This window comes from Paenibacillus sp. JT22N1 (genome assembly GCF_059692155.1).
This window is the reverse complement of sequence record NZ_JCAUAW010000039.1, coordinates 23,031-43,593: the sequence shown is the minus strand read 5'-3', so window position 1 is coordinate 43,593 and position 20,563 is coordinate 23,031. Positions and strand designations below refer to the sequence as shown.

The 20,563-nt window shown below is 40.9% G+C and carries 23 protein-coding genes; 2 read left to right on the top strand and 21 right to left on the bottom strand.

Going from position 1 to position 20,563, the window contains the following annotated elements:
- Positions 1-375: 375 nt before the first annotated feature.
- The 10 genes from AC58UU_RS38075 to AC58UU_RS38030 all read right to left on the bottom strand — a co-directional run bounded on the left by AC58UU_RS38075 (position 376) and on the right by AC58UU_RS38030 (position 7,513).
- The gene (locus AC58UU_RS38075) at positions 376-648 is read right to left on the bottom strand and encodes a hypothetical protein (RefSeq protein WP_497322653.1); all 273 of its coding nucleotides are present in this window, start codon (positions 646-648) and stop codon (positions 376-378) included.
- Between the two features lie 4 nt (positions 649-652).
- Positions 653-805 (bottom strand): hypothetical protein, encoded by a 153-nt coding sequence (locus tag AC58UU_RS38070; protein ID WP_497322652.1) that lies wholly within the window; start codon positions 803-805, stop codon positions 653-655.
- 93 nt (positions 806-898) lie between these two features.
- A complete protein-coding gene (locus tag AC58UU_RS38065; protein ID WP_497322650.1) occupies positions 899-1,210 on the bottom strand; it encodes a hypothetical protein in 312 nt (103 codons plus the stop codon).
- 125 nt (positions 1,211-1,335) lie between these two features.
- On the bottom strand, positions 1,336-2,352 hold the full coding sequence (locus AC58UU_RS38060) for a leucine-rich repeat domain-containing protein (protein WP_497322649.1): 1,017 nt from the start codon (positions 2,350-2,352) through the stop codon (positions 1,336-1,338).
- A 343-nt stretch (positions 2,353-2,695) separates the two neighbouring features.
- On the bottom strand, positions 2,696-3,301 hold the full coding sequence (locus AC58UU_RS38055) for a pentapeptide repeat-containing protein (RefSeq protein ID WP_497322648.1): 606 nt from the start codon (positions 3,299-3,301) through the stop codon (positions 2,696-2,698).
- Positions 3,302-3,353: 52 nt separating this feature from the next.
- The gene (locus AC58UU_RS38050) at positions 3,354-3,776 is read right to left on the bottom strand and encodes a MarR family winged helix-turn-helix transcriptional regulator (protein WP_497322647.1); all 423 of its coding nucleotides are present in this window, start codon (positions 3,774-3,776) and stop codon (positions 3,354-3,356) included.
- 178 nt (positions 3,777-3,954) lie between these two features.
- Entirely contained in the window at positions 3,955-4,278 is a 324-nt protein-coding gene (locus AC58UU_RS38045) for a hypothetical protein (RefSeq protein WP_497322646.1), read from the bottom strand.
- Between the two features lie 124 nt (positions 4,279-4,402).
- Entirely contained in the window at positions 4,403-5,116 is a 714-nt protein-coding gene (locus AC58UU_RS38040) for a DKNYY domain-containing protein (RefSeq protein ID WP_497322644.1), read from the bottom strand.
- A gap of 179 nt (positions 5,117-5,295) precedes the next feature.
- Entirely contained in the window at positions 5,296-5,649 is a 354-nt protein-coding gene (locus AC58UU_RS38035) for a YmaF family protein (RefSeq protein ID WP_497322642.1), read from the bottom strand.
- A 1,024-nt stretch (positions 5,650-6,673) separates the two neighbouring features.
- Entirely contained in the window at positions 6,674-7,513 is an 840-nt protein-coding gene (locus tag AC58UU_RS38030) for a copper amine oxidase N-terminal domain-containing protein (RefSeq protein ID WP_497322640.1), read from the bottom strand.
- A 205-nt stretch (positions 7,514-7,718) separates the two neighbouring features.
- On the opposite strand from AC58UU_RS38030, the gene AC58UU_RS38025 reads away from it, so the two are divergent.
- Together AC58UU_RS38025 and AC58UU_RS38020 are read left to right on the top strand one after the other, a co-directional pair.
- Positions 7,719-8,783 carry a DUF5667 domain-containing protein gene (locus AC58UU_RS38025; RefSeq protein WP_497322639.1) on the top strand — a complete coding sequence of 355 codons (1,065 nt, stop codon included), beginning with the start codon at positions 7,719-7,721 and terminating at the stop codon, positions 8,781-8,783.
- Between the two features lie 290 nt (positions 8,784-9,073).
- The gene (locus AC58UU_RS38020) at positions 9,074-9,985 is read left to right on the top strand and encodes a glycosyltransferase family A protein (RefSeq protein WP_497322638.1); all 912 of its coding nucleotides are present in this window, start codon (positions 9,074-9,076) and stop codon (positions 9,983-9,985) included.
- Between the two features lie 1,221 nt (positions 9,986-11,206).
- Here the strand turns inward: AC58UU_RS38020 and AC58UU_RS38015 are convergent.
- From AC58UU_RS38015 to AC58UU_RS37965, 11 genes are all read right to left on the bottom strand, one after another.
- Positions 11,207-11,662, bottom strand: coding sequence for a hypothetical protein (locus tag AC58UU_RS38015; protein WP_497322637.1), 456 nt, complete (start codon positions 11,660-11,662; stop codon positions 11,207-11,209).
- 37 nt (positions 11,663-11,699) lie between these two features.
- A complete protein-coding gene (locus AC58UU_RS38010; protein ID WP_497322636.1) occupies positions 11,700-12,650 on the bottom strand; it encodes an ABC transporter ATP-binding protein in 951 nt (316 codons plus the stop codon).
- Positions 12,643-13,626: an ABC transporter ATP-binding protein gene (locus tag AC58UU_RS38005; RefSeq protein WP_497322634.1), complete on the bottom strand. Its 984-nt coding sequence runs from the start codon at positions 13,624-13,626 to the stop codon at positions 12,643-12,645. The genes AC58UU_RS38010 and AC58UU_RS38005 overlap by 8 nt, the downstream gene beginning before the upstream one ends.
- A gap of 14 nt (positions 13,627-13,640) precedes the next feature.
- Positions 13,641-14,513 (bottom strand): oligopeptide ABC transporter permease, encoded by an 873-nt coding sequence (opp4C, locus tag AC58UU_RS38000; RefSeq protein ID WP_497322632.1) that lies wholly within the window; start codon positions 14,511-14,513, stop codon positions 13,641-13,643.
- A 15-nt stretch (positions 14,514-14,528) separates the two neighbouring features.
- Positions 14,529-15,482, bottom strand: coding sequence for an ABC transporter permease (locus tag AC58UU_RS37995; protein WP_497322631.1), 954 nt, complete (start codon positions 15,480-15,482; stop codon positions 14,529-14,531).
- Complete coding sequence (locus AC58UU_RS37990; protein WP_497322630.1) at positions 15,479-17,212, bottom strand: ABC transporter substrate-binding protein; 1,734 nt, start codon at positions 17,210-17,212, stop codon at positions 15,479-15,481. The genes AC58UU_RS37995 and AC58UU_RS37990 overlap by 4 nt, the downstream gene beginning before the upstream one ends.
- Positions 17,213-17,418: 206 nt before the next feature.
- Positions 17,419-18,330, bottom strand: a complete 912-nt coding sequence (locus AC58UU_RS37985) for an ArsR/SmtB family transcription factor (RefSeq protein WP_497322629.1) — start codon at positions 18,328-18,330, stop codon at positions 17,419-17,421.
- A 273-nt stretch (positions 18,331-18,603) separates the two neighbouring features.
- Entirely contained in the window at positions 18,604-18,816 is a 213-nt protein-coding gene (locus AC58UU_RS37980) for a hypothetical protein (RefSeq protein WP_497322628.1), read from the bottom strand.
- Between the two features lie 6 nt (positions 18,817-18,822).
- Positions 18,823-19,008 carry a hypothetical protein gene (locus AC58UU_RS37975; RefSeq protein ID WP_497322627.1) on the bottom strand — a complete coding sequence of 62 codons (186 nt, stop codon included), beginning with the start codon at positions 19,006-19,008 and terminating at the stop codon, positions 18,823-18,825.
- 99 nt (positions 19,009-19,107) lie between these two features.
- Positions 19,108-19,401, bottom strand: coding sequence for a DUF2325 domain-containing protein (locus AC58UU_RS37970; protein WP_497322626.1), 294 nt, complete (start codon positions 19,399-19,401; stop codon positions 19,108-19,110).
- A 168-nt stretch (positions 19,402-19,569) separates the two neighbouring features.
- Positions 19,570-20,547 carry an aldo/keto reductase gene (locus AC58UU_RS37965; protein ID WP_497322624.1) on the bottom strand — a complete coding sequence of 326 codons (978 nt, stop codon included), beginning with the start codon at positions 20,545-20,547 and terminating at the stop codon, positions 19,570-19,572.
- Positions 20,548-20,563: the final 16 nt, after the last annotated feature.

The window sequence follows — 20,563 nt, the reverse complement described above, 5'->3', positions numbered from 1 at the left end:
AGCCCCATACCAATAACGAAGTTACAATAACAACGGCGATTACACCACCAATTAAATTTTCCTTCAATTTTGCTTTCATAATAAGTTCCCCCAATGTTAGTATGTATTCAATAGTATAACGCAATAAAATGGAAAAAGTTTCTAATTATAGGGAAAATATAGTTAAGAAGTATAATAGCGGCGGGTCGAAGGAAACGATTGTTGCACCATCACCTAAGATAATTATAACAGCTTTATTCAACTATGCTGCCCGTTACTTCAACGGACAACGGCAGCCAATCGTGTGCCGGCTGCCGTCATGTCGTGATTGAACTATAGTTTTCCGTTAGCTCATTGAGATGCTGCCGTACAACAGCACTTTTTATTATTAAACCGCTAGCTATTTATAGCCTTCTCCGCGAGATATACCTCATCCTTTTTGACGTAGATGTCGTATTGGCTGTTTTCATTTCTGCCTGAACCCACTGTACCCGTGTCATGACTTGTTATTCGGCTGCGATAGGAAATGCCATGACTTTTTAATTTATTTACCGCATCATAATATTTCGATTGATTGAATGCAGTAAACACTAAACGCCTATGCTTGGAAAAAAGAAACATGATGATATTCATAATGAGTTGCTCAATATTCCCCATTTTAATCATCACCCCCCTAACATTTTTCAGATACTTGCGAAACCGTTTGCCAATATCGTTGGATGCCGTTTTGTTTACTTACTTTCAGGCTAGGTTTCGTTTCGTGATTATTTTCCATTGAACCACCCTCCTGTAAGTTACTAATATCATTTAGACGTTCAACACTCACGAAAGTTCCATCATTTTACAGAATTTCAGTCTTTTTCATTTCACTCTACTGCCCGTTACTTGAATGAAAAACAGACCAACATCGTGGTCTGCTCTACTTTAAATGTACTGTTCCTAAAAATGATACAAACAGCTCTTTTTTCTTATGGTATTCAGGAGAATCAGAGGGTAACAAGCCACACGCATACTCTATTTCAACTTTACGACCAAATAGAACTTTCTGTGACTTTCTAAAACCACAGTCTTTGCAATTGAAGCCACAACCATCCTGTGTGTTTTTCCATTGTTCATCAAAAGCGCTCAAAGCTCTGGATTTTGCGAACCCCTCAGTTATCCAAGGCGAAAAAGGTGCAAACATAATAAGTAAAGAAAAAATGATAATTATGCTAACCACGTATTTTTTCAAATGTTCACCTCAGATTTTTATAAAATATTATATACTTTTTGATCTTCTCCGTTACTTGCCACTTAACCATTGAGCTATCGTTATCCGTTAGTTCAGGCATACACCGCAACCTCATATTGTTTCTGTTACTCAAAAGGGAACTCTTGCCACAACATTTCACGTGCCTTGCCGTAACGTGCAACAATTTTATCAAACTCATCATTCATTTTGGCGCTGCCAAAGTATGCACTAACTCTTTTAACAGAAGGATTGCTTAATAGAGGAATGTAGTCCTCCATTTTCATATTCATTGGGAACCAATGTGTGAATTCAGTTAGTGCTGGTGCCTGCCCCAAACTACTGATATTTTTCAGACCTTTCATGCTTTCCAGAAAAATTTTTCTCAACTTAGGTAAGCCGCTCAATACGGGTAGTACCTCTACATTAGTAAGCGATTGAAGGAAAAAGTATTGCAGACCGGTTAGGGTGGAAATGAATGACAGATCGTTTAATCCACGAACTTGCCAAAGTTCCAGATACTTAATATTTTCCATCCCTTCTATCGCCGAAAAATTATTAATTCCACCCAATTTGATATCAAGTGACCACATTTTTTTCAAAGGAGTCAGATATTCTACATGTTTAGTTGTTACGGACCTCAAGGTCACATCTTCCAATTGGTGCAGTAAGCCAATTACATCAATATTTTTGGTATGGCCTTCGATATAAATTTTTTTCAATCCCCGAAAACGTTCAAGAACGGCAAGATCGGGCTTCTTAGATTTCGTCTGCCCTAAGATAATTGTCTCCAGCGTGTTAGGTAAATAGCTCAGTATTTCGAAACTATCCAGGTAGTAAACACCTATATTTACCGATTTTAATTTATTAAGTTGGGTAATGGCATCCAGATTGACAGCCTCTGTAATACAATCAACAGCAAACCGGGTCACATTAGGAAGCGCAGAAAGAAAATTTAAGTCGCATGGTTGGTCGTAAAAGCCGTAAGCCCGAAGTTCTATATCATCTCGCTCAGCAAATAAATGGTTGTTTAATAGCTCAAACGTATTGGACTCAATTGGTGCCGAGAACTGGATACCTTCCAATATTTTATTGGAGACAAGTTCCTTCACTTCTTCTTCTGATAGTCGGTCTTTTATTTCCACTCTACTTGGTGATATATGTCTATACATAAGCCATCCCCTTTTAAACACTCACTGCAATTAATAATACTACATTTTGGAACTAATATTTATATGAGGTCACCAGATCTTTCTGGTTAACCTCATTCAATTCGATCTGCATCATATGGTGCTTGTTTTAACTCATCATATCCGCAAACAGGGCATATCAAAATCTCCCCCACCTTTAAATCAAAACACCTCGATTTTACCACGGATAACTGCCCGTTAGCACAACAGGCTACCGAGATTATATCAACGGTAGCCTGTTGTGGTATTCTTATTCAACTATCGTTCCCCGTTAGATTAACGAAGGATGAGTAGTCATTTAATTCATTTTTGCTCCATGAGAGAGTGAAAACAACACTGCTTGCTCTGTATCCATTCGTAACCCCTTGAGTATGAGGGATTTGAATTCCACTCCATCCATTTTAGCTCCCCTGACATCGGCTCCCTGTAATTTCGCTCTAGCTAGCATTGTTCTCGTTAGATCACAATTTCTTAAGTCAGCTTTTTCTAAATTTGCTTCGGTTAAATCTGATTCATAAAATTTAATTCCACGTAAATCTTGCTTAACCAGTCTGGCATTTCTCAAATTCGTATAAGACCAATCCCCTTGGAATATGGTGATTCCATCCATATTGGCACTGGAAAAATCTGAACCCGTCATTTTGCAGTTTTCAAACTTCGAGACAAATAGATTGGCTTCGGCAAAGTTACAATTCTCAAACGCAGATTCTTTATGAACGGAGCTATTTAACGAGGCACCCCGAAAATTACATTCAACGAAACGGCAGTTCCTCGTTGTAATCTCCTCTAAAGATCCGTTTGCAAATGTGCAACGATGAAAAGTGCAACTTATTAGCTCGCCATACCTCAAATCTTGATTACAAAAGTCTATTCCTTCATAATTTTGATTGATATGCTCAAACATGATACTCCTCCTTTTCTAATAGTTGATTCATCAACTATTAGGTGTACCCAATTCATTTTTTCATATTATCTCGCATTTTAATTAGAAGCCTTCGTAATTCATTCATTTCTTCAAGTGAAAAACCTGTTTCAAGTACATCAATAGTTCCTGAAATACAAGGTATTACATTTGTAGCTAAGCTCTTACCTTTATCTGTTAATGATACATTAAAGTAACGACGGTCATAACTATTAGTAATTCTGTGCATTAGACCTTTAGTTTCAAGGCTCACAATCATCCGAGTGATGCTTGATTTATCTTTTCTTAAAGCGAAAGCAATCTCACCCTGAGACAACCCATCTCGTTCATTGAGCAAAACAATGATAAAGGCTTGTTCAGGCGTAATATCATACGGAGCTAAACTTTTAGTCATGTGCATAGATATCTCTAATTTGGCATCATGAATTAAGACAGCAATATTATCGAGTAAATCCATTTTGTAATCACATCCCATAAAAGACTATACCAAAATAGTTGACAAGTCAACTAAAACTATAGTTAGCATAACTGCCCGTTAGCGGAATAGACCACCGGATTTATCACCGGCAGCCTGCTAGATCTTGTTATGAAGCTATCGTTCTGCGTTAGTGCAACGAATCTTTATAAGAATTAAGTTACCCAATCCACAAAATGGTATTTTCTGTTTTAAAAGCTAAAGGTAACTTTTTAATAAGCAAATCAATCCTTGTCACCATATATTCCAAATCATTATTCTCTAGATTAGCATGTGCCCATATTCTTAAATTTTTTAGTTCCAGAAGTGTAGATTCCAACTGTTCTTTTCTTATTTCTACTCCATTCTGAATACCATAAATTTTTAACTCCTCAATAGTTGGTTGCCAAAACTTTGTAAAGAATTCTTCGTTAGAAATTGGTATTTCAAAACCTAGTTCAAATGAATTATCCTCTTGATTCATTCTAAACACACTAACAGACATTAATTAGCCTCCAAACTTCGCGCTATATTCTAGAAATGATTAGGCTATCGTCTCCCGGTAGTTGAATGAATGATGTGGTTCTCAGCAGTATCTGTCTTCAATAATTATTAATCTTACTTATTCTTTATCTTTTATCTTCCACTAATTTATATCCTGTATAAGTAAGTTTATCCGTTTTTGCTTTTCCATCTTCAGAATAAATAACACTCTCAGTAATAAACCCATACTTTTTACGATTATATTCGTGCTTATTCCGTTCATACTCTGATGATTTTTCTCTCGGGTCATTTTCTTTACCCAAGAAGCTGTCAAACGAAGACGAAGTTGAAAAACGTGCTCCCTCAATGACTTCAAATTTAGAAACATCATCTACAAAAAGTGGTACGCTACCACAGTATGCGTCGTTTTTATCTTTTGAATAAGGATACTCCAGTACTTTAAAACTATCTGGGTTTGCATTGATTACTTTAAATATTGACCAGTCATTACTAACGTAAATATATACATTATTCTTATCTTTTGCGTAATGATATCTGCCTTTGGTGCTAATAATTTTGAAGGTTCCCGGATCAGACCCTTCTACTTTATGGTTTTTAAAAAATACACTGTTATTATCTCTTGCAAAATCACTGTACTTTAAAACCTTGAATTCATCCTTTTTTACATTGATCGGACTAACTCTTCTGCCAGCTCCCGCATCATAGGAAACATGATTCCATGTTCCATTTTCATATACAAATCCCGGTTTGAATGAGAACCATACATATAAACTTATAGTAAGGATGCAAACAATAAGGGTACAAACAACAATTCCGGTTATCGCTAACTTCTTTTTCATTAACACCACTCATTCTAATTAATTGTTAGGAAACAAAAGCCATAGACATTGATTTAATACATATTCGTTTAGGTTATCGTACTCTCCTGCCCGTTAGCGGATGAGGCAGCCGATCCAATCTTAGCCGGCTGCCTCCTCCTATTCATGCAAATCCATCCCATTGCCCCACTCTAGAGAGGTTATTTTTTTACCTGAATGACTTTTTCAATGATTAATCCGTGGGACATGACTCCACTAATTAACATCGGCACTGTAGTTCTACCCATGATGATATGGGTATGCCCATTAGCTACCTGTGTTACGATACTGAACCGGTGAAAATGATTAGCGCCTTGTCCATTAATAGCTAGCCCGGTTGTCCCTGAGTACATGTGTCGATGTCCATTTGTCGTATTCGTTATCCCTTGAAATGTATGTCTGTGAGAACCAGGGATTCGAATTAAAAGATCTGTTACATTACTGAACAAATGTTGGTGCTGACGTGTAACAGATGTAACACCTTGCATACGATGTTGAATTCGGCTAAAAGACATCTTGAACACTACCTTTCAAATTTTTTGACTTTCTAATATATCAAATGCTTTTTCAGTCAATTTGAAAGGTACAGATTACTGAGGTTATTTATATCATTTTATTGATAATATATTAACTCTGTAGAGAGAAGTGATACCACTGGGTATTTTCTAAGAATCTTCAAAGAAAGAGATGCTCTGCAAAAAGGGAATCTTGATAAAGTAGCTACCATTAAGAACTTTAGCTGTTCTCTTGTGCTAAACGCCCATTGGAAAATCTCCAATAGAATTCTAGCTGCTCCAATAGAAAATCTTCCCCGAATGGATTGCATGCTGTTAAATTCACTACTAATGATATAAGAAGCAAGTGTTTGATAAAAGTCATATTTTTGTACCTCACATTTATATTTCTCACTTCTTATAGACGCTGATTTATCTAGGTTGTGTCCATTTCTCATTTAGTAATTTATACCAAATCTAATCCTGAACTTTACATATTTAAAAAAGGGCGAAGTAATAGAGTCCTGGATTAACGAATATACGTTGAAACAGGCATATACAAAGTAAAAAAAGGCTAAAGGGTGGCAAAATATTGTTGAACTCCGTCACTGCATAGTTCCCTAGCGGTCCTATGCAGCCTAAGGAATCCTGAAGTTGCATCGGGTTCTTATTGAGCTAACCTGCCCTTTAACGTAACAAAGCCGCCGATCGTGTCGGCAGCTCCGTCATTCAACTATAGTTATCCGTTAGTTTAACGTCCTGACTTCTGTTTATGCTACGGTTCACCGTAATTAGATTAAAAGAAAATCACATATCCTTGGTACAAATATCCCCAATAATTTACCGTTTAACCTATCGAACTCTTTCAATAAATCATCCGAGTTCTTTGAGTATTTGCTCTGAATGTAAAATCTACTACAAATATAAAGCAGAGACTAATCCCTTCAGAACAAACTGCTAGCTGCCAAAGCCGTTTAGAAACACAGGGGACGTCCCACAAAGAAAAGAACCATCCGTTAACGGATGGCTCTATAATTATTTCGGATTATTCTTCATAAATGACAACAGATTGAGTATCTGCTTCCCATTTAACTGCTGCTTTCAGGGCTTCGCTCACAAAACGAACCGGCACAACCGTGCTGCCCTGTTCAATTGCTGCGGGTACCTCAAGTGTCACTTCTTTCCCGTTGACCGTAGCAGTCTTGCTATCAATAAAGAGTTTCACAGTAATACCATCGCGTGTAACAGTAACCGAGCGCTCTTCTGCGTTCCAAGTAACCGTGGCTTTTAAAGCTTCAGAAATTGCACGGAATGGAACTAGTGTGTTGCCTTCGCGAATAAACGGAGCTACTTCGAAAGTAGGCTCTTCACCGTTAACGTACAATTTCACGCCTTTTTTCCCTAGCTTCTCATACAATTTGCCAAGTTTTTTGTAAGAATCAAGATTCGTCACGTTTGCTAAAATAGCTTCCTTTTGAACGTACACGGCGTCAGTTACGCTGCCGTTCTTATCCAACAGATCTGCAACTACCGACAAAGCTGCGTCCTTCTCTTTGATTACCTCAAGCTCCGCTTTCTTTTCAGCCGTAAGTTGGGTCCCATATTTGCTTAAAAGAAGATCTGCAATAACAGCTCCTGCAGGCTTGTCCTTCACATTGTCGATCGCGTTGAGCAGCCCTTTATATCCATTATGGCCTTGATTGCCATACGTATCGGATGTAACAGTCGCATCCCAATCAGCTTTCACCTTGAGATCAACGTTAACCTTTACAGCATCAGACTTACCCTCATTCGATTGGCTTGTTTCAGATTTTGCCAATGCCGATCCTGCCATAAGACTTGTTGCTAGTACACATGACGCGATAACCATCCATCTTTTTTTCATCTTTTTATTCCTCCTCTTATAAGTAACACTAAGTATATTCGGTATTTCTTTCGGATTTTGTGAGGGTATACACTTGAATTTATTAAAGAAATCCATAAACTAAGCGATCCCGCGTTCTTATATCCACATGCCCCCTGAAAATAACCATAGCTCTCGTATACCTTAGTATCGGCCGACAGATTACATACAAAAGGTGGTAATACGCATGAAAGTAAAGTTCACGAAGGAACCCAAAAGATACAACCTTTTAACCAAAAGCGCTTTGCTCAGCATACTCGTTTTTAGCGTAGGCACAAGCAGTGTATTGGCTTCAGAGATTCCAACACCAACACCATCTTCTACTCCTGCATCCGTGAACGTCACTCAGAATAAAGTTGAGACAACAGGTCTATTGCCTGGAGACTTCTTCTACTTTGTAAAAACTATGTACGAAAATATTCGATTAGCCCTAACTGTCAATGACATAAAGGAGGCAAGACTGCTTACCTCCTTTGCCCAAGAACGACTTGGGGAAGCGAACACCTTATTGGCTAAGGGAAAAACGAATGAGGCAAGTCTATCTCTTCAGAAGTCACTAGAAACTCAACAAAATGCTATCCAAAAAACAGAACAGGCTTCCGGTTTGTCGACAACCGAAAAGACTGCTCTCGCTGCATCTGCGACACCATCGGTAGATACGGAAGCAAATACTACAACAACAGAGCAAACTGAAACCAAAGATGTGAACGATACTGAAAAGGAAGTAAAACACCCTGAGCAGGTACTGAAGGTAAAAACCGAATTGCAGCACAACATTCTGGCTTTGGCTTCAGCATTGGAAAAAGTGGGTAATCCAAAAGCCCAGTCAGCTCTAATGAAAAATATAGAAAAATCGTTTGACCACTTAGATAAAAAGCTGTCTAAAATCGAAAAGAAAACCCGACAGGGGCAGACAAATGAGGATGTAACAGATAAAGCAGAGCAGCAACCTGTAACTTCGATTGTTCCATCAGCAGTTCCGTCATCGGTTCCATCACCAATTCCATCACCAATTCCATCACAAGTAATATCACAAGTAATATCACAAGTTAGAAACGAGTCTGTCTCTATCCAAGAACAACAAGACGACTCCGTAAAGGAAAAAGCAGATCATACGAAAAAAAGTAAAGACAACAAAGAAAAAAATAGATCCGAACAAGAAAAAGATAGAAAGAACAATAATCAACATGGCGGCAGCGAGAAAGAGAACGGTAAAGGCAACGATAAAAATAAGGGAAATAAACAAGAATAATAACTGCTACCTACTCTTCTCGAATCAAAAGCAAAAAATAGTGTATAACTCATCCAAAGTTATACTCTATTTTACTTTTATGCAAATTTTATTTATGGTTGCTTTGAACAAATAGACTAATTACAAATAATTTAAAAGTACATCTAACCAAGTAAACCTAGGTACCACGATTATATGTCCATACAGCAAGCCAGCCTTTTGGTTCCTAGAGTCAAACCGAGCAAAACAAGTTGATCGAAGACACCCGGATAACAAAAACAGAACAGATGAACCAATCGGAGGCGTTAAAATTGAAAAATATTACAATTGCAATCTGTACTAGAAATCGAATTGCAGATATCACCAAATGCATCGATTCCATCAGTAGGCAGGTTGAACTTTATTGTGAGGTTGAGATTTTAATTGTGGATGATGGAGATATCAAAAAGGAACAATTACATTTATTTGAGGCTATCTTATCCAAAATAAAATGCATGAAGCTTTCATACTTTAAGAAATTAAAAGCTGGAATTTGGCTTTCAAGGGTTGAATGTGTAAAAATCGCCGTACATGAAATTATCCTTTATCTAGATGATGATGTTGAATTAGATGATCCTTACTATATAAGCAAATTACTAAAAAATTATGAAGATGATGCAAGTTTGGCAGGAGTAGGAGGAATAGCCAAGGGTTTATATTCTAGTAAAATAGCAAATGCGCTCGGAGTAGCTACGTTTCAAATGTCCAGTTCATTGGGGAAATTGTCCAAAAGTGGTTTAGCAGGATCTATAGCAAATTGGAATAAAGCCAAGTCAAATTTTGAAACAGAATTTTTTCATGGGTGCAATATGTCATTTAAAAAGAGTTCACTTAAAGACATGAAGCCTCTAAGCTGGATGGAAAATTATGCTGTCGGCGATGATTTATATATGTGCTACTATGCAAGCAAATATGGTAGATTGGTTATAGATCCGGATTTAAAAATAATACATCACGAATCGCCTCAATCCAGGGATAAAGCTGAAAATGTTTCTAAGGCCAAAGTCGTAAATCATTACTATTTCCTTAAAATGAAACAAGCCGGGATTTTGAATTACGGGGCACTATTATGGACTATTGTCTATTCAATAGTTAAAGAAATGGTTAAAAAAAATAATGATGCGTCAATAGGTTACTTAAAAGGAATAAAATTCCTGTTATTTGCAAAGAAAGAATCCATATAAAAAGCTTTATCTTTTAGTTCGTTCGTTATACACGGAATCGAAAGTCGGCCTGCCCTGTACTAAACATTTACATGGCCTCGATGTGTTCTTTTGGCAGGGCTTTTTCATTCATTAATTCTTGTGGCCTGATATGCTAGGTTTTTTATCCAAAATAATTACACTGGTAATTGATTATGTGGCGAGGCCAAAGCGGTTCGTAAAGAACCGATTTGCTGTCGGCATATCTCGATTTTTAGATTACATAAAATCAATAGTTTTCCGCATAGAATCAACTAGTCTATTTAAACTTGACCTTTCACTTTGATGTATTTTTCGCTTCTTGGCCAATAGTAAGGAGTTTGGTGATTGAGTCTATATTCGAATGAGTTGTCCAATCGTATGTATGTTGAAAACCACGCGCTTTCTAATTCTCAGCGACTTGCCGCACCTTTTCTATGTTTTTGAGAATGGACGCTATGTAAAATTTCATTTCATTCCGCCCTTCCGACCTTCCACATATTGGAATTATCCACCCGTTAGCGTAACGCAGCTACTGTTCCACGCTGGCGTTGTTATTTAGCTCCCCTGCCAGTTTGATCAACCAGCAACTGACGTGATCAAGATTACGTATCCATCCATATCTTAGCGCGATCCGTCGGGAATGTCATAATGTTCTTGTCAAATTCGGGAATGTTCTTGTCACCCGACAATACGAAATTATAAACTTCTTATCCTCTGAAACAATTTTCAGGTTAATCCGTCCAAAATCTTCGGCATCTTGTTGGACATACCAATAATACGACCTTCCGTTATGATTCAACTTACGTTTCCCCTTTGAATTAACTCCCATATGCTTGCCCCCTGACTAAAAAGCAGTTGTAAATTGCTATTCCATATATTCAAGACAGCCACCAAACTACCCTGCCCGTTACTTCAATAGACATGAAGGCAGCCGATCGTGTGCCGGCTGCCTTCATGTCTTAATTGAACTATCGTTCCGCGTTAGTTTAACAATTTGTCTTAGAAGGTTACCTTCATAATCCAAGAAGTTCCCGACATGCCAAAATACTCAAATCCGAGTTTTGCGTATAACCGAACCGCTATCATATCAAAGCTATCCGGATTGTTCCACAACGTATTTTCTATGAATAAACAATTTCTCATATGCTAATAGCAAACCACTCAATCTCCAATACCAAAAGCGCGTCCCTTTCTCCATGAAGGGACGCGCGTTCCTCGAGTTTACTTGGTATTCTGAAGCTCAACAAGAACTCTAACTAATTCTTCACCAGTTTTACTGTTGAATGGATAAACACTCATTTTCCAATGGTTTGGAACAAGAAATCTAAATAACTGGAATTGTGCCGGACTAAGCGTCAAATTTTGAAAGGTAGACTCTACGATGTCGTAGTCTGCACCTTTTAGTTTATTAAATTTGATTGCAAGCAAATTTTGGATACCGCCGAAAGTAATAAAGCTGAACTGATATCCATCGTTTATTGCCGACAATAAGGTTTCCAGCTGGTCTTGGCTGTACGCGATAAAACCTTCCCAATTAACCTCTCTATCGACTAACTCCTTCAACTCCGCTTCATTGTTCCGTTCTACGATCTCTGCCATTTCAGCTTTAGAATAGCCTTTTGCGCGTAACATCTCCAGTCTTATCGCGTAAGGCTGCGGCAGTTTAACTACCGACATGTGCTCTCCCTCATTTCTCATACATAACTTAAATCCTTTACACTAAATGACAAGCAACGAAATGGTTCCCCCCAGGCACTTGTTCCTTACATACGGCGGTTGCATATGGGCACCTTGTATGGAACTTGCATCCTGAAGGCGGGTTCGCCGGGTTTGGAATATCGCCTTTTAACAGAATCCTCTCGCGCTTTAATTTAGGAATGGGGACGGGAATAGCGGACAGCAGCGCTTTGGTATAAGGATGCAGCGGATTACGGAACAATTCGTCCCTCGAAGCTGTCTCCACCATGGATCCAAGATACATAACACCGATTCGGTTGCAGAGATGCTCGACCACACTGAGATCATGAGAAATGAAAAGGTAGGATAAATCCCGCGTCTCCTGCAGCTTGCGAAACAAGTTGATGATCTGCGCTTGAATGGATACATCCAATGCGGAGACAGGCTCATCGGCGATTATCAACTCCGGTTTCAACACAAGTGCACGAGCGATGCCGATCCGCTGACGCTGCCCTCCGGAGAACTCATGCGGGAAACGATCAATATGATAGCTCGATAGACCACAGGATTCCAACACTTCGAGCACGCGATCCCTGATTTCTTCCTTAGGCACGAGACCATGATCAAGCAGCGCTTCACCAATTGCATCACCAACTCTGACTCGAGGGTTCAATGAGCTGTACGGGTCTTGGAAAATGAGCTGCATCTGGGGACGCAGCTTTCGCAGTTCATCGCTTGGCAGCTTGTGCAGATCAATCCCCTTGAATTTCACTTCCCCGGCCGTCTTCTCTGTCAGACGAAGAATCGTACGTCCAACCGTGCTTTTTCCACTGCCTGACTCGCCGACTAGACCAAATGTTTCTCCAGGTTGAATCTCTAAACTGATCCCATCAACAGCTTTCACGTGGCCAACAGTTCTGTTCAGTAATCCGGACTTAATTGGAAAGTATTTTTTCAAATCATGCACACTTAATAGTGGCTCAGACACTATTCATCGCCTCCTCATACAGCCAGCAGGCGGCTTTTTGCCCTTTTGCCACTTCCTTTAAAGGAGGAGACTTTATCCGGCAGATGTCCATGCAGTGTTCACAACGATCATGGAAATAACACGACTCGCTCAGTTCCAGCGGATTTGGCACTTGTCCAGGAATGGAGTATAACTCCTCCTGCCGCTGATTGATTACCGGCTTCGATTTTAGAAGCCCTCGCGTGTAAGGATGCTGCGGATTCTGAAAGAGCTCGACAACTTCTCCTTCTTCGACGACTTTGCCAGCGTACATAACAACCACATAGTCCGCCATCTCCGCAACAACACCCAGATCATGCGTAATTAAGAGAATGGACATTTGATTCTCATCTTTGAAAAGCCTGAGCAGATCCAGAATCTGCGCTTGGATGGTTACATCAAGTGCAGTCGTTGGCTCATCGGCGATAAGCAGTTTCGGACCACAGGAAATCGCGATCGCAATCATGATGCGCTGCAGCATTCCGCCGCTTAACTCGTGTGGATAACTCCCGAATATTTGCTCAGCCCGTGAGATCCCGACCTTGTCGATCAACGCGATTGTTCGCTCTTTGGCTTGCTTCCTGCTTAACTTCTGATGCTCAATAAGCGGCTCCATCAGTTGTTGACCTATGGTCAACACTGGATTCAGCGAGGTCATTGGCTCTTGGAAAATCATGGCGATTTCCTTACCACGGATTGCTCGAAGCTGACTTTTGTTAAAGCCCAGCATATCCTCGCCTTGGAAAGAAATCCTACCGCCAGCGACTTTGCCCGACGGTCCTTCAATTAACCCCATGACTGACAAAGCGGTAATGCTTTTGCCACTTCCGGATTCTCCGACAATACAAACGGTTTCTCCTTGCCTTACATGCAGGCTCACATCGTCAACCGCTTTGACGACGCCACCCTCCGTTTGAAAATAAGTTCGTAGGTGTTCAATCTCAAGCAGATCACTCATCGGATGCAGGTCACCTACCTTTTCTGTTTCGGATCCAGCACATCGCGCAGACCATCACCGAATATGTTAATGGCTATAACTGTAATAAAAATCGAGAAGCCTGGCGGAATCCACAACCATGGCCGCTCCTGAAAATCGATCAAATTATTCGCTGCATCGATCATATTGCCCCATGTAGGGGTTGGCGGCATAACCCCGAGTCCGAAGAAGCTAAGCACCGACTCGCTTAAGATGGCTCCCCCAATGTTCAGCGTAGCTATCACTATGAGCAGCGGAATTAAATTAGGCAACAAGTGATTAAACAATTTGCGGCGATCACGCAAACCAAGAACAACGGTCGCCTGCATGAATCCTCTTTCCCGAAGACTGAGCATTTGGCCACGAATCATGCGGGCAAGGCTCGGCCAACCCACGATACTGAGCATCAGCATAACAATATACATGCGGCTGCCTGTGGGTACTTTCCATTCAGAAAGCAAGGCTCCAAAAATGAACAATAAGGGCAAGTGCGGTATGGTTAACAGCAAGTCAGAGATCCGCATAATGATTTGATCTGCTATTCCTCTGTAGTAACCCGCTATAGCTCCAAGAAGCGTTCCAATCGCCACAGACAGTACCATTGACGCTAGTCCAACTGTTAACGAAATGCGTCCGGCTTGCAGCACTCGCGTCAATACATCACGACCTAGACCATCGGTTCCAAGCCAATGCTTCAAGCTTGGGGCCTTATTCATCATCACCATATTAATTTTGCCATTCGTATAGGGAGAGAATAATGGCCCCAAGAAGCAGGCTAGAAACATAATCACGACGACAATTAAGCCAAATACAGCTAATTTATTTCTGAGTAAACGCCTGAACGATTGTCTCCATAATGATGATGGCATAACGATGTTCCTCCTCTATAATCGGACTCGCGGATCGGCGATATGATACAAAATATCCGATATCAGCGTACCGATGACGGTGAGTACAGCGATGAACATCGTGAAGCCTACCAGAAGCGGATAGTCTCGCAACGAGAAAGATTGAATATAGAGCTGTCCAATACCTGGCCAATTGAATATTTTTTCCGTGATTAACGAACCCCCGAACAAAGCAGGCAGTTCAAAGCCAACCAGCGTGATAGCCGGAAGCAGCGCATTACGAAGGGCATGAGTAAATAGCACCTTGCCTTCTTTCAACCCTTTTGCCCGAGCTGTACGGATGTAGTCTTGCTTAATGACTTCGATCATATTGCTGCGGAAATAACGAGTTAGTGACCCTAGACCAAGTAACGTCAAGACAATAACTGGCAGCAGCATATGATGGAGGACCTCTGAGTAGTAGGCAAAGCCCGTTGCATTGTTGCCCGTCGTCAACATGCCTCCCGGCGGCACCCATTTCAGGTCCACCGCCAATATTTTAATCAAATAAAGCCCGATAAAAAACGACGGAATCGACATCGCAGCGAAGATGCCAATCATCACCAGCGTATCAAACCATGAATACTGCTTATAGGCTGCAATAACACCAACAATGACAGCAATAAACCATGTCAGGAATGTAGAGACGATAGCTAGCAAGAACGAATTCCATATATACTCATTAAAAAGCTTAAGCACTGGCTTCTGCTGTGCCAGCGAGAATCCAAAGTCGCCATGGAATGCATTTTTCATCCATAGGCCATAACGCTCCAATAGCGGTTTGTTCAATCCGTAGATCTCCCGCAGCTCCGCTTTCCGTTCTGGTGATAGTTTGATATTACCGCTAATGAAATCCCCCGGAGTCAGGGCATACAAGCTAAAAATCAAAAAGGATGCAGCAATCAAAATGACAATCATGTAGACAAATCTTTTCGTTAAATAAGTACTCATGGTTGTTTGCTCAACGACCAATTCGGCAAGCTCGTGGAAAGTCCATTAAATGGACTTACAGATAGATTCTCAATTCTACCGTTATAGCCATAGACCGTCTTCTTGTAGTTCGTGAAGATTACCGGCAACTCGTCATTCATCAGCTGGTAAATTTCTTTGTACACTTTTTTGCGCTCTTCAATATCGATAGTTGCCAAACCTTTATCATATAATTCTTTGAATTTCGGGTTGTTATAGCCTTTAATCTCACCGTCTACGAATGGCTGTAAACCGTCAGATGGATCGGTAATCAAGGAAGTAGAGAAGCTAACCATATCGTAATCCCCGCTCTCCACTTTGGAAACAAGTGCGTTGAAATCGGCAAATACCTCCGGTTGGAACTTGGCGCCTATCGCTTTGAATGATTCCGTCGTTATCGCAATAAAGTTATCCGTCTGTGCACTCTTGGAGCCTAGGAAATGAATCGACAATGGTTTGCCATCTTTCTCGCGAATACCGTCTGCACCAGGCTTCCAGCCCGCTTCGTCGAGCAATTGCTTGGCTTTTTCAACATCGAACTTGTAAGGGTTAATGCCCTCCTGTGTATAGGACCATGAAATCGGTGATGAAGGGATATTAGCAATTTCTCCTGCGCCCTGATTGGCGTCGACATAAATACTCTGACGATCAATGCCATAGGCAAACGCTTGTCTAACCTTTTTGTCTTTGAGCTGGTCATGCTCCAAATTCACTTGTATGTAGCCATATGTGCTCGGTGTATAAGGAATAATGTTGACAAAGCCCATTTTTTTCAGCTTATCCACGTTTTCTTTTGTTGCGCTGAACGAAGCATAGTCCACTTCGCCGGTTTCAAGAAACTGCCAAGCGTCGCCTTGCGATGTTTTATAAATAAAATGCTCTGTTTTCGGTTTGCCGGCAAAATAGTTCTCGTTCGCCACGAAGCGCACTTCTTGCCCTGGCATGAATTTCTCAAGCTTGTACGGACCCGTACCTACTGGCTTTTCGTGAAGCTTCTTAATGTAATCCAGCTGGCCGAATTTATAATCCTTGCCGTAATAGGACTTGGAGAGCACATCGGAGCCGAGTGTCAAAAGCGCTGTCGCATTCGGTTGTTCTAAAGTAACGGAGATCGTCTGGGGATCGATGACTTTAATGCCCTCTATGCTAGTGGCTTTCCCCTCTTTGTATGCTTTGCCGCCCTTCACGTGCAAGACATCGACTTGCATATCACCGTCATACGCTTTGTCATGCAGAATCGTCCAAGTAAAGGCAACATCTTCAGCGGTAAGCGGAGTTCCGTCGCTAAATTTCAAGTCTTTGCGAAGATGGTAGGTGTACGTTAAGTTGTCGGGAGAAACATCCCATTTCTCTGCTAGTCCAGGCGTAGGAACACCTTTGTTGTCTACCGTCACTAGTGGCGTGTATAGCAAAGATGAAACATTCCCGTCATATCCACTTTGATGGAAATAAGGAGTGAATGCGCCGCTTGGATCTGTAAGACCGACGATGATCGTATCCGTACGTTGTTTTGCGCTGTTCGGCAATTTGGACAAATCCGCTGCTTTAACCTCAGCCAGCGCATTAGCCGGTGCAGCTGTTTGGTTCGCATTGGTCGCTGCCGGTGTGCTCCCGCCTTGCGTCGGCGTAGTCCCTTGATCATCCGAGCAAGCAGATAAAAGCAGGGATCCTACAGTTAATAAGGCAGATACAACGATAAAGCTCTTTTTCATAATAAACCCTCCCATGAGTTAATTCCGAGTAAAACGATATGAATAAGTTAATAATCATATTATAAAAACGAATTGCGGTTCTGTAAAGAGAGAACCGTAAAATATTTCTCACACAAAAGAAACTCACTCGAGTTATTTGGAATAAAAAAAATCATTTCCACTCCGAAAGCCGGAGCGAAAATGATTTCTTTACCTGTTTATTTATGTTACTCGTGTTTGATATAAGAGGTTAGTTTATTCTGTAAGTGCAGCAGTGCATCCTCTCTTAAACTGTACTCCGTTAATGTCTCTCCTTCAAAATGCGCGTAAATGAGCCCTGCACTCCGAAGCTTGGAGATGTGATCATGCGTAATCCCTTTCGATAATTTAAGATGACGGACGATTTCAATAAAACTTCGCGGCCCTTGATGCAAATATCTTAATATTTTCAACCGACTCATCTCTGCTAAGCTGCGAATGATACGGTATTCATGTGGCGGTAATTCCTCTTCATCATTGAAATAAATTCTTGCCGCGTAATTGCAAATCGTTAATTGACGAAACGAAGAAATAACATTAATAGGCTGGAAATGGTATTGGGGAATTAGTATTAATTGCTCCAACCCTTTCATTGGCTTAAAACATAACCCATTCGTCGTCTCATCGACAAAATCTTCTGACTTCATGGTGGGCTGTATGGCTTTGCGATTGTCGGCTTCATCTTGAAGCCTTTGTATGATCAGGGGGTCAATATGCTGAAAATATAACTCGTTCCATTGGGAGAAAAGTGATAATGTCTTTGATCTGAAAGCACCCATTTGATCTGGAAACTGGCTAATGTAATCTGACATCAATTCATATAAATCACCTGGGCTCAATCCTTCCAACCAGGAAAGAAATTGATCAGCATGCTTTTTCCCTGGGCATAAGTGGACGAGAAGATAGGTCAATTTCCAATTGAAATCTACTTCTGTTTCATCAAGCAGCGAGGCAAATTCGAGAGTTAAGCGCTTGCGGCTTTCTTTGGCCCATGCTGAAGTTAAATCAATCTTCTTATAGGATTTACGGCAAATATAGGTATGTAGACTGTTGATAAGCTCATGTAATGGTTCAAATGTTATATCTATTTTGTAATCCACTGTCCTACACCCCTTTTATCTCTTTATACTCTATTATAGCTACAAGTCCAAATAGTTGAAAACAAAACTTAACATCATTCTCTTGCATTCGTTCTCTTATCCGGTAATATAGCATGAGGAATGCCAGATGAGGGTATTTAAATCGTTTATAGCCGAATCGGACGAAAGACTTGGACGCAAGAAAAAAAGGTACATTCTCTCCATGAAAACAGGAGGAAATGCACCTTTTTCTTTGTAATTCTTATGAACATGGATTGCCACGTCCTTCTTCTTTTAGAAAATGGGGATTCGGTATTTATTTCCTTCACTTGCATGCAAAATAGCCTCCGAGTTATATAAGTCAATGCGTAGGGGCTTCTGAATGGATGCCAACGTAATTTTGTTAAGCTTTAATGCAGATAATAGGGATGGAATCAACTTGTGAGTTGTACCGATGAAGTTAACAGGTACAGGAACTTCATTGTAAGAGATGTTAATTTGATTCATAGCGATTCATTCCTTCCTACTGGATAGTTTGGGATGGCTAATATGCCAGAATTCAGAATTAATATGAGATTCGATCGGGGGACCATGATCCTCGATGAATAATTCCTCAACATGGTAGATATGATCTGGTGTTGTCTGTGTGCTGGATTTTTGCTTTTTGAGAAACTTAACGGTATCCAGTAATATTCCCATTGTTATCCCTCCTCTCGCATTGATGATGAATAGAAAAAAGCATGGATTCAATATCCATGCTTCCGGTTTTCCGGTCAGAATTAGATTAATAATCATCATTCAACTTAAATGCAAAGCCTTCTCGATCGCACCAGTAGCACCAAACCCATCATGGTAATCAATCTTCTTCCCCATTTTATCTGCGAGCTCCCTAACAGCCCACATGGACGTATGTTTTATGGCACCTTTTAAGATAATAATGACATCTGCTTGATTAATAATTCGCTTAAAATAATTTTCAATGGAGCCTCCACCCGTTTTACCGCTGTGATGCTCCACAATTAAGCCTCTCTTCTCACCCATCTTTTTGAAAGTGCTCGTTTGACTACCGCCAATAATCGCAACTGTTTTCATGGTTGACTCCCCCATTCCGTTAGAATGCTCGTTCCGCTGTTCCACAACCTGTTATCTATATCCTAACCGATTATACGATAAAGTCAATAGGTTTAGTCGGATTAATTTCAATAAGAGAAGAAGCTGTCCCAAAAGTCATCCAATGACCGAAGGCCAGCCTCTTATTTGCTAACTAGTAAATGTCTCCTCGCTGCGGTCTGTTGCGATGGGAGGATCAATCGACAATGCCGTAACTTCTTTCCGCCATTCAGCCGTGAAATCCAAGTCCACTGCAGCTAGGGAGGGTTCTAACTGTTCCAAGCTGCGCGCACCGATAATCGGCGACGTAATTGCCGGGTTGCTGAGCACCCAAGCAACAGCTAATGTTGCTGGATGAACCTCTTTCTCTCGAGCATACGCTGCGAATCTATCTGCAATATCGTAATATCCTTCGTCACCATAACGCTTCGTATAGTTGCTCTGATCCACAAGCCTGCCGGTTGCGGGTTTCTTGCCTATTCCATACTTCCCTGTCAATAGTCCCCCGCCAAGTGGACTATAACTGATGACCCCAAGCTTCTCGGATTCAGCCAGCGGCAGGATCTCGACTTCTGCTTGTCGTTTGACGAGATTGTACATAGGCTGAATCAATTCAAAGCTTGCCAAGCCTTCTTTGGCGGAGATGCCAAGCGCCTTCGCAATTTGCCAAGCAGCCCAGTTGCTGACAGCGGGATACAAGATTTTCCCTTGCCGCCGCAAATCGTCCAAAGCGCGCACGGTTTCCTCGATGGCGACCAGTGAGTCAAAGCGATGAATAAAATAAAATTCAATACGGTCAGTACAAAGCCGTTTCAGGCTTTGTTCTACCGAGAGGAATAAGTGTCTGCGCGAGGCTCCGCGTGCATTGGGATCGGAGCCAAACGGAAAACCAGCCTTAGAGGTCAGGACCAACTCGTCACGTTTCCCCTCGATTAGCCCCCCAAGTATTTCTTCCGCTGCTCCGCTGCTATATACATCGGCGGTATCGAAGAAATTTATGCCTTTGTCCAAACAGCGGTAGAATAATTGCTTGGATGTTTCCTTGTCCGCGTTACCGCCAAAGGACATCGTTCCGAAGCAGAGTTCTGAAACTTGAATGCCTGTTTTTCCAACTGTTTTGTACTTCATACGGTCATCTTGCCCT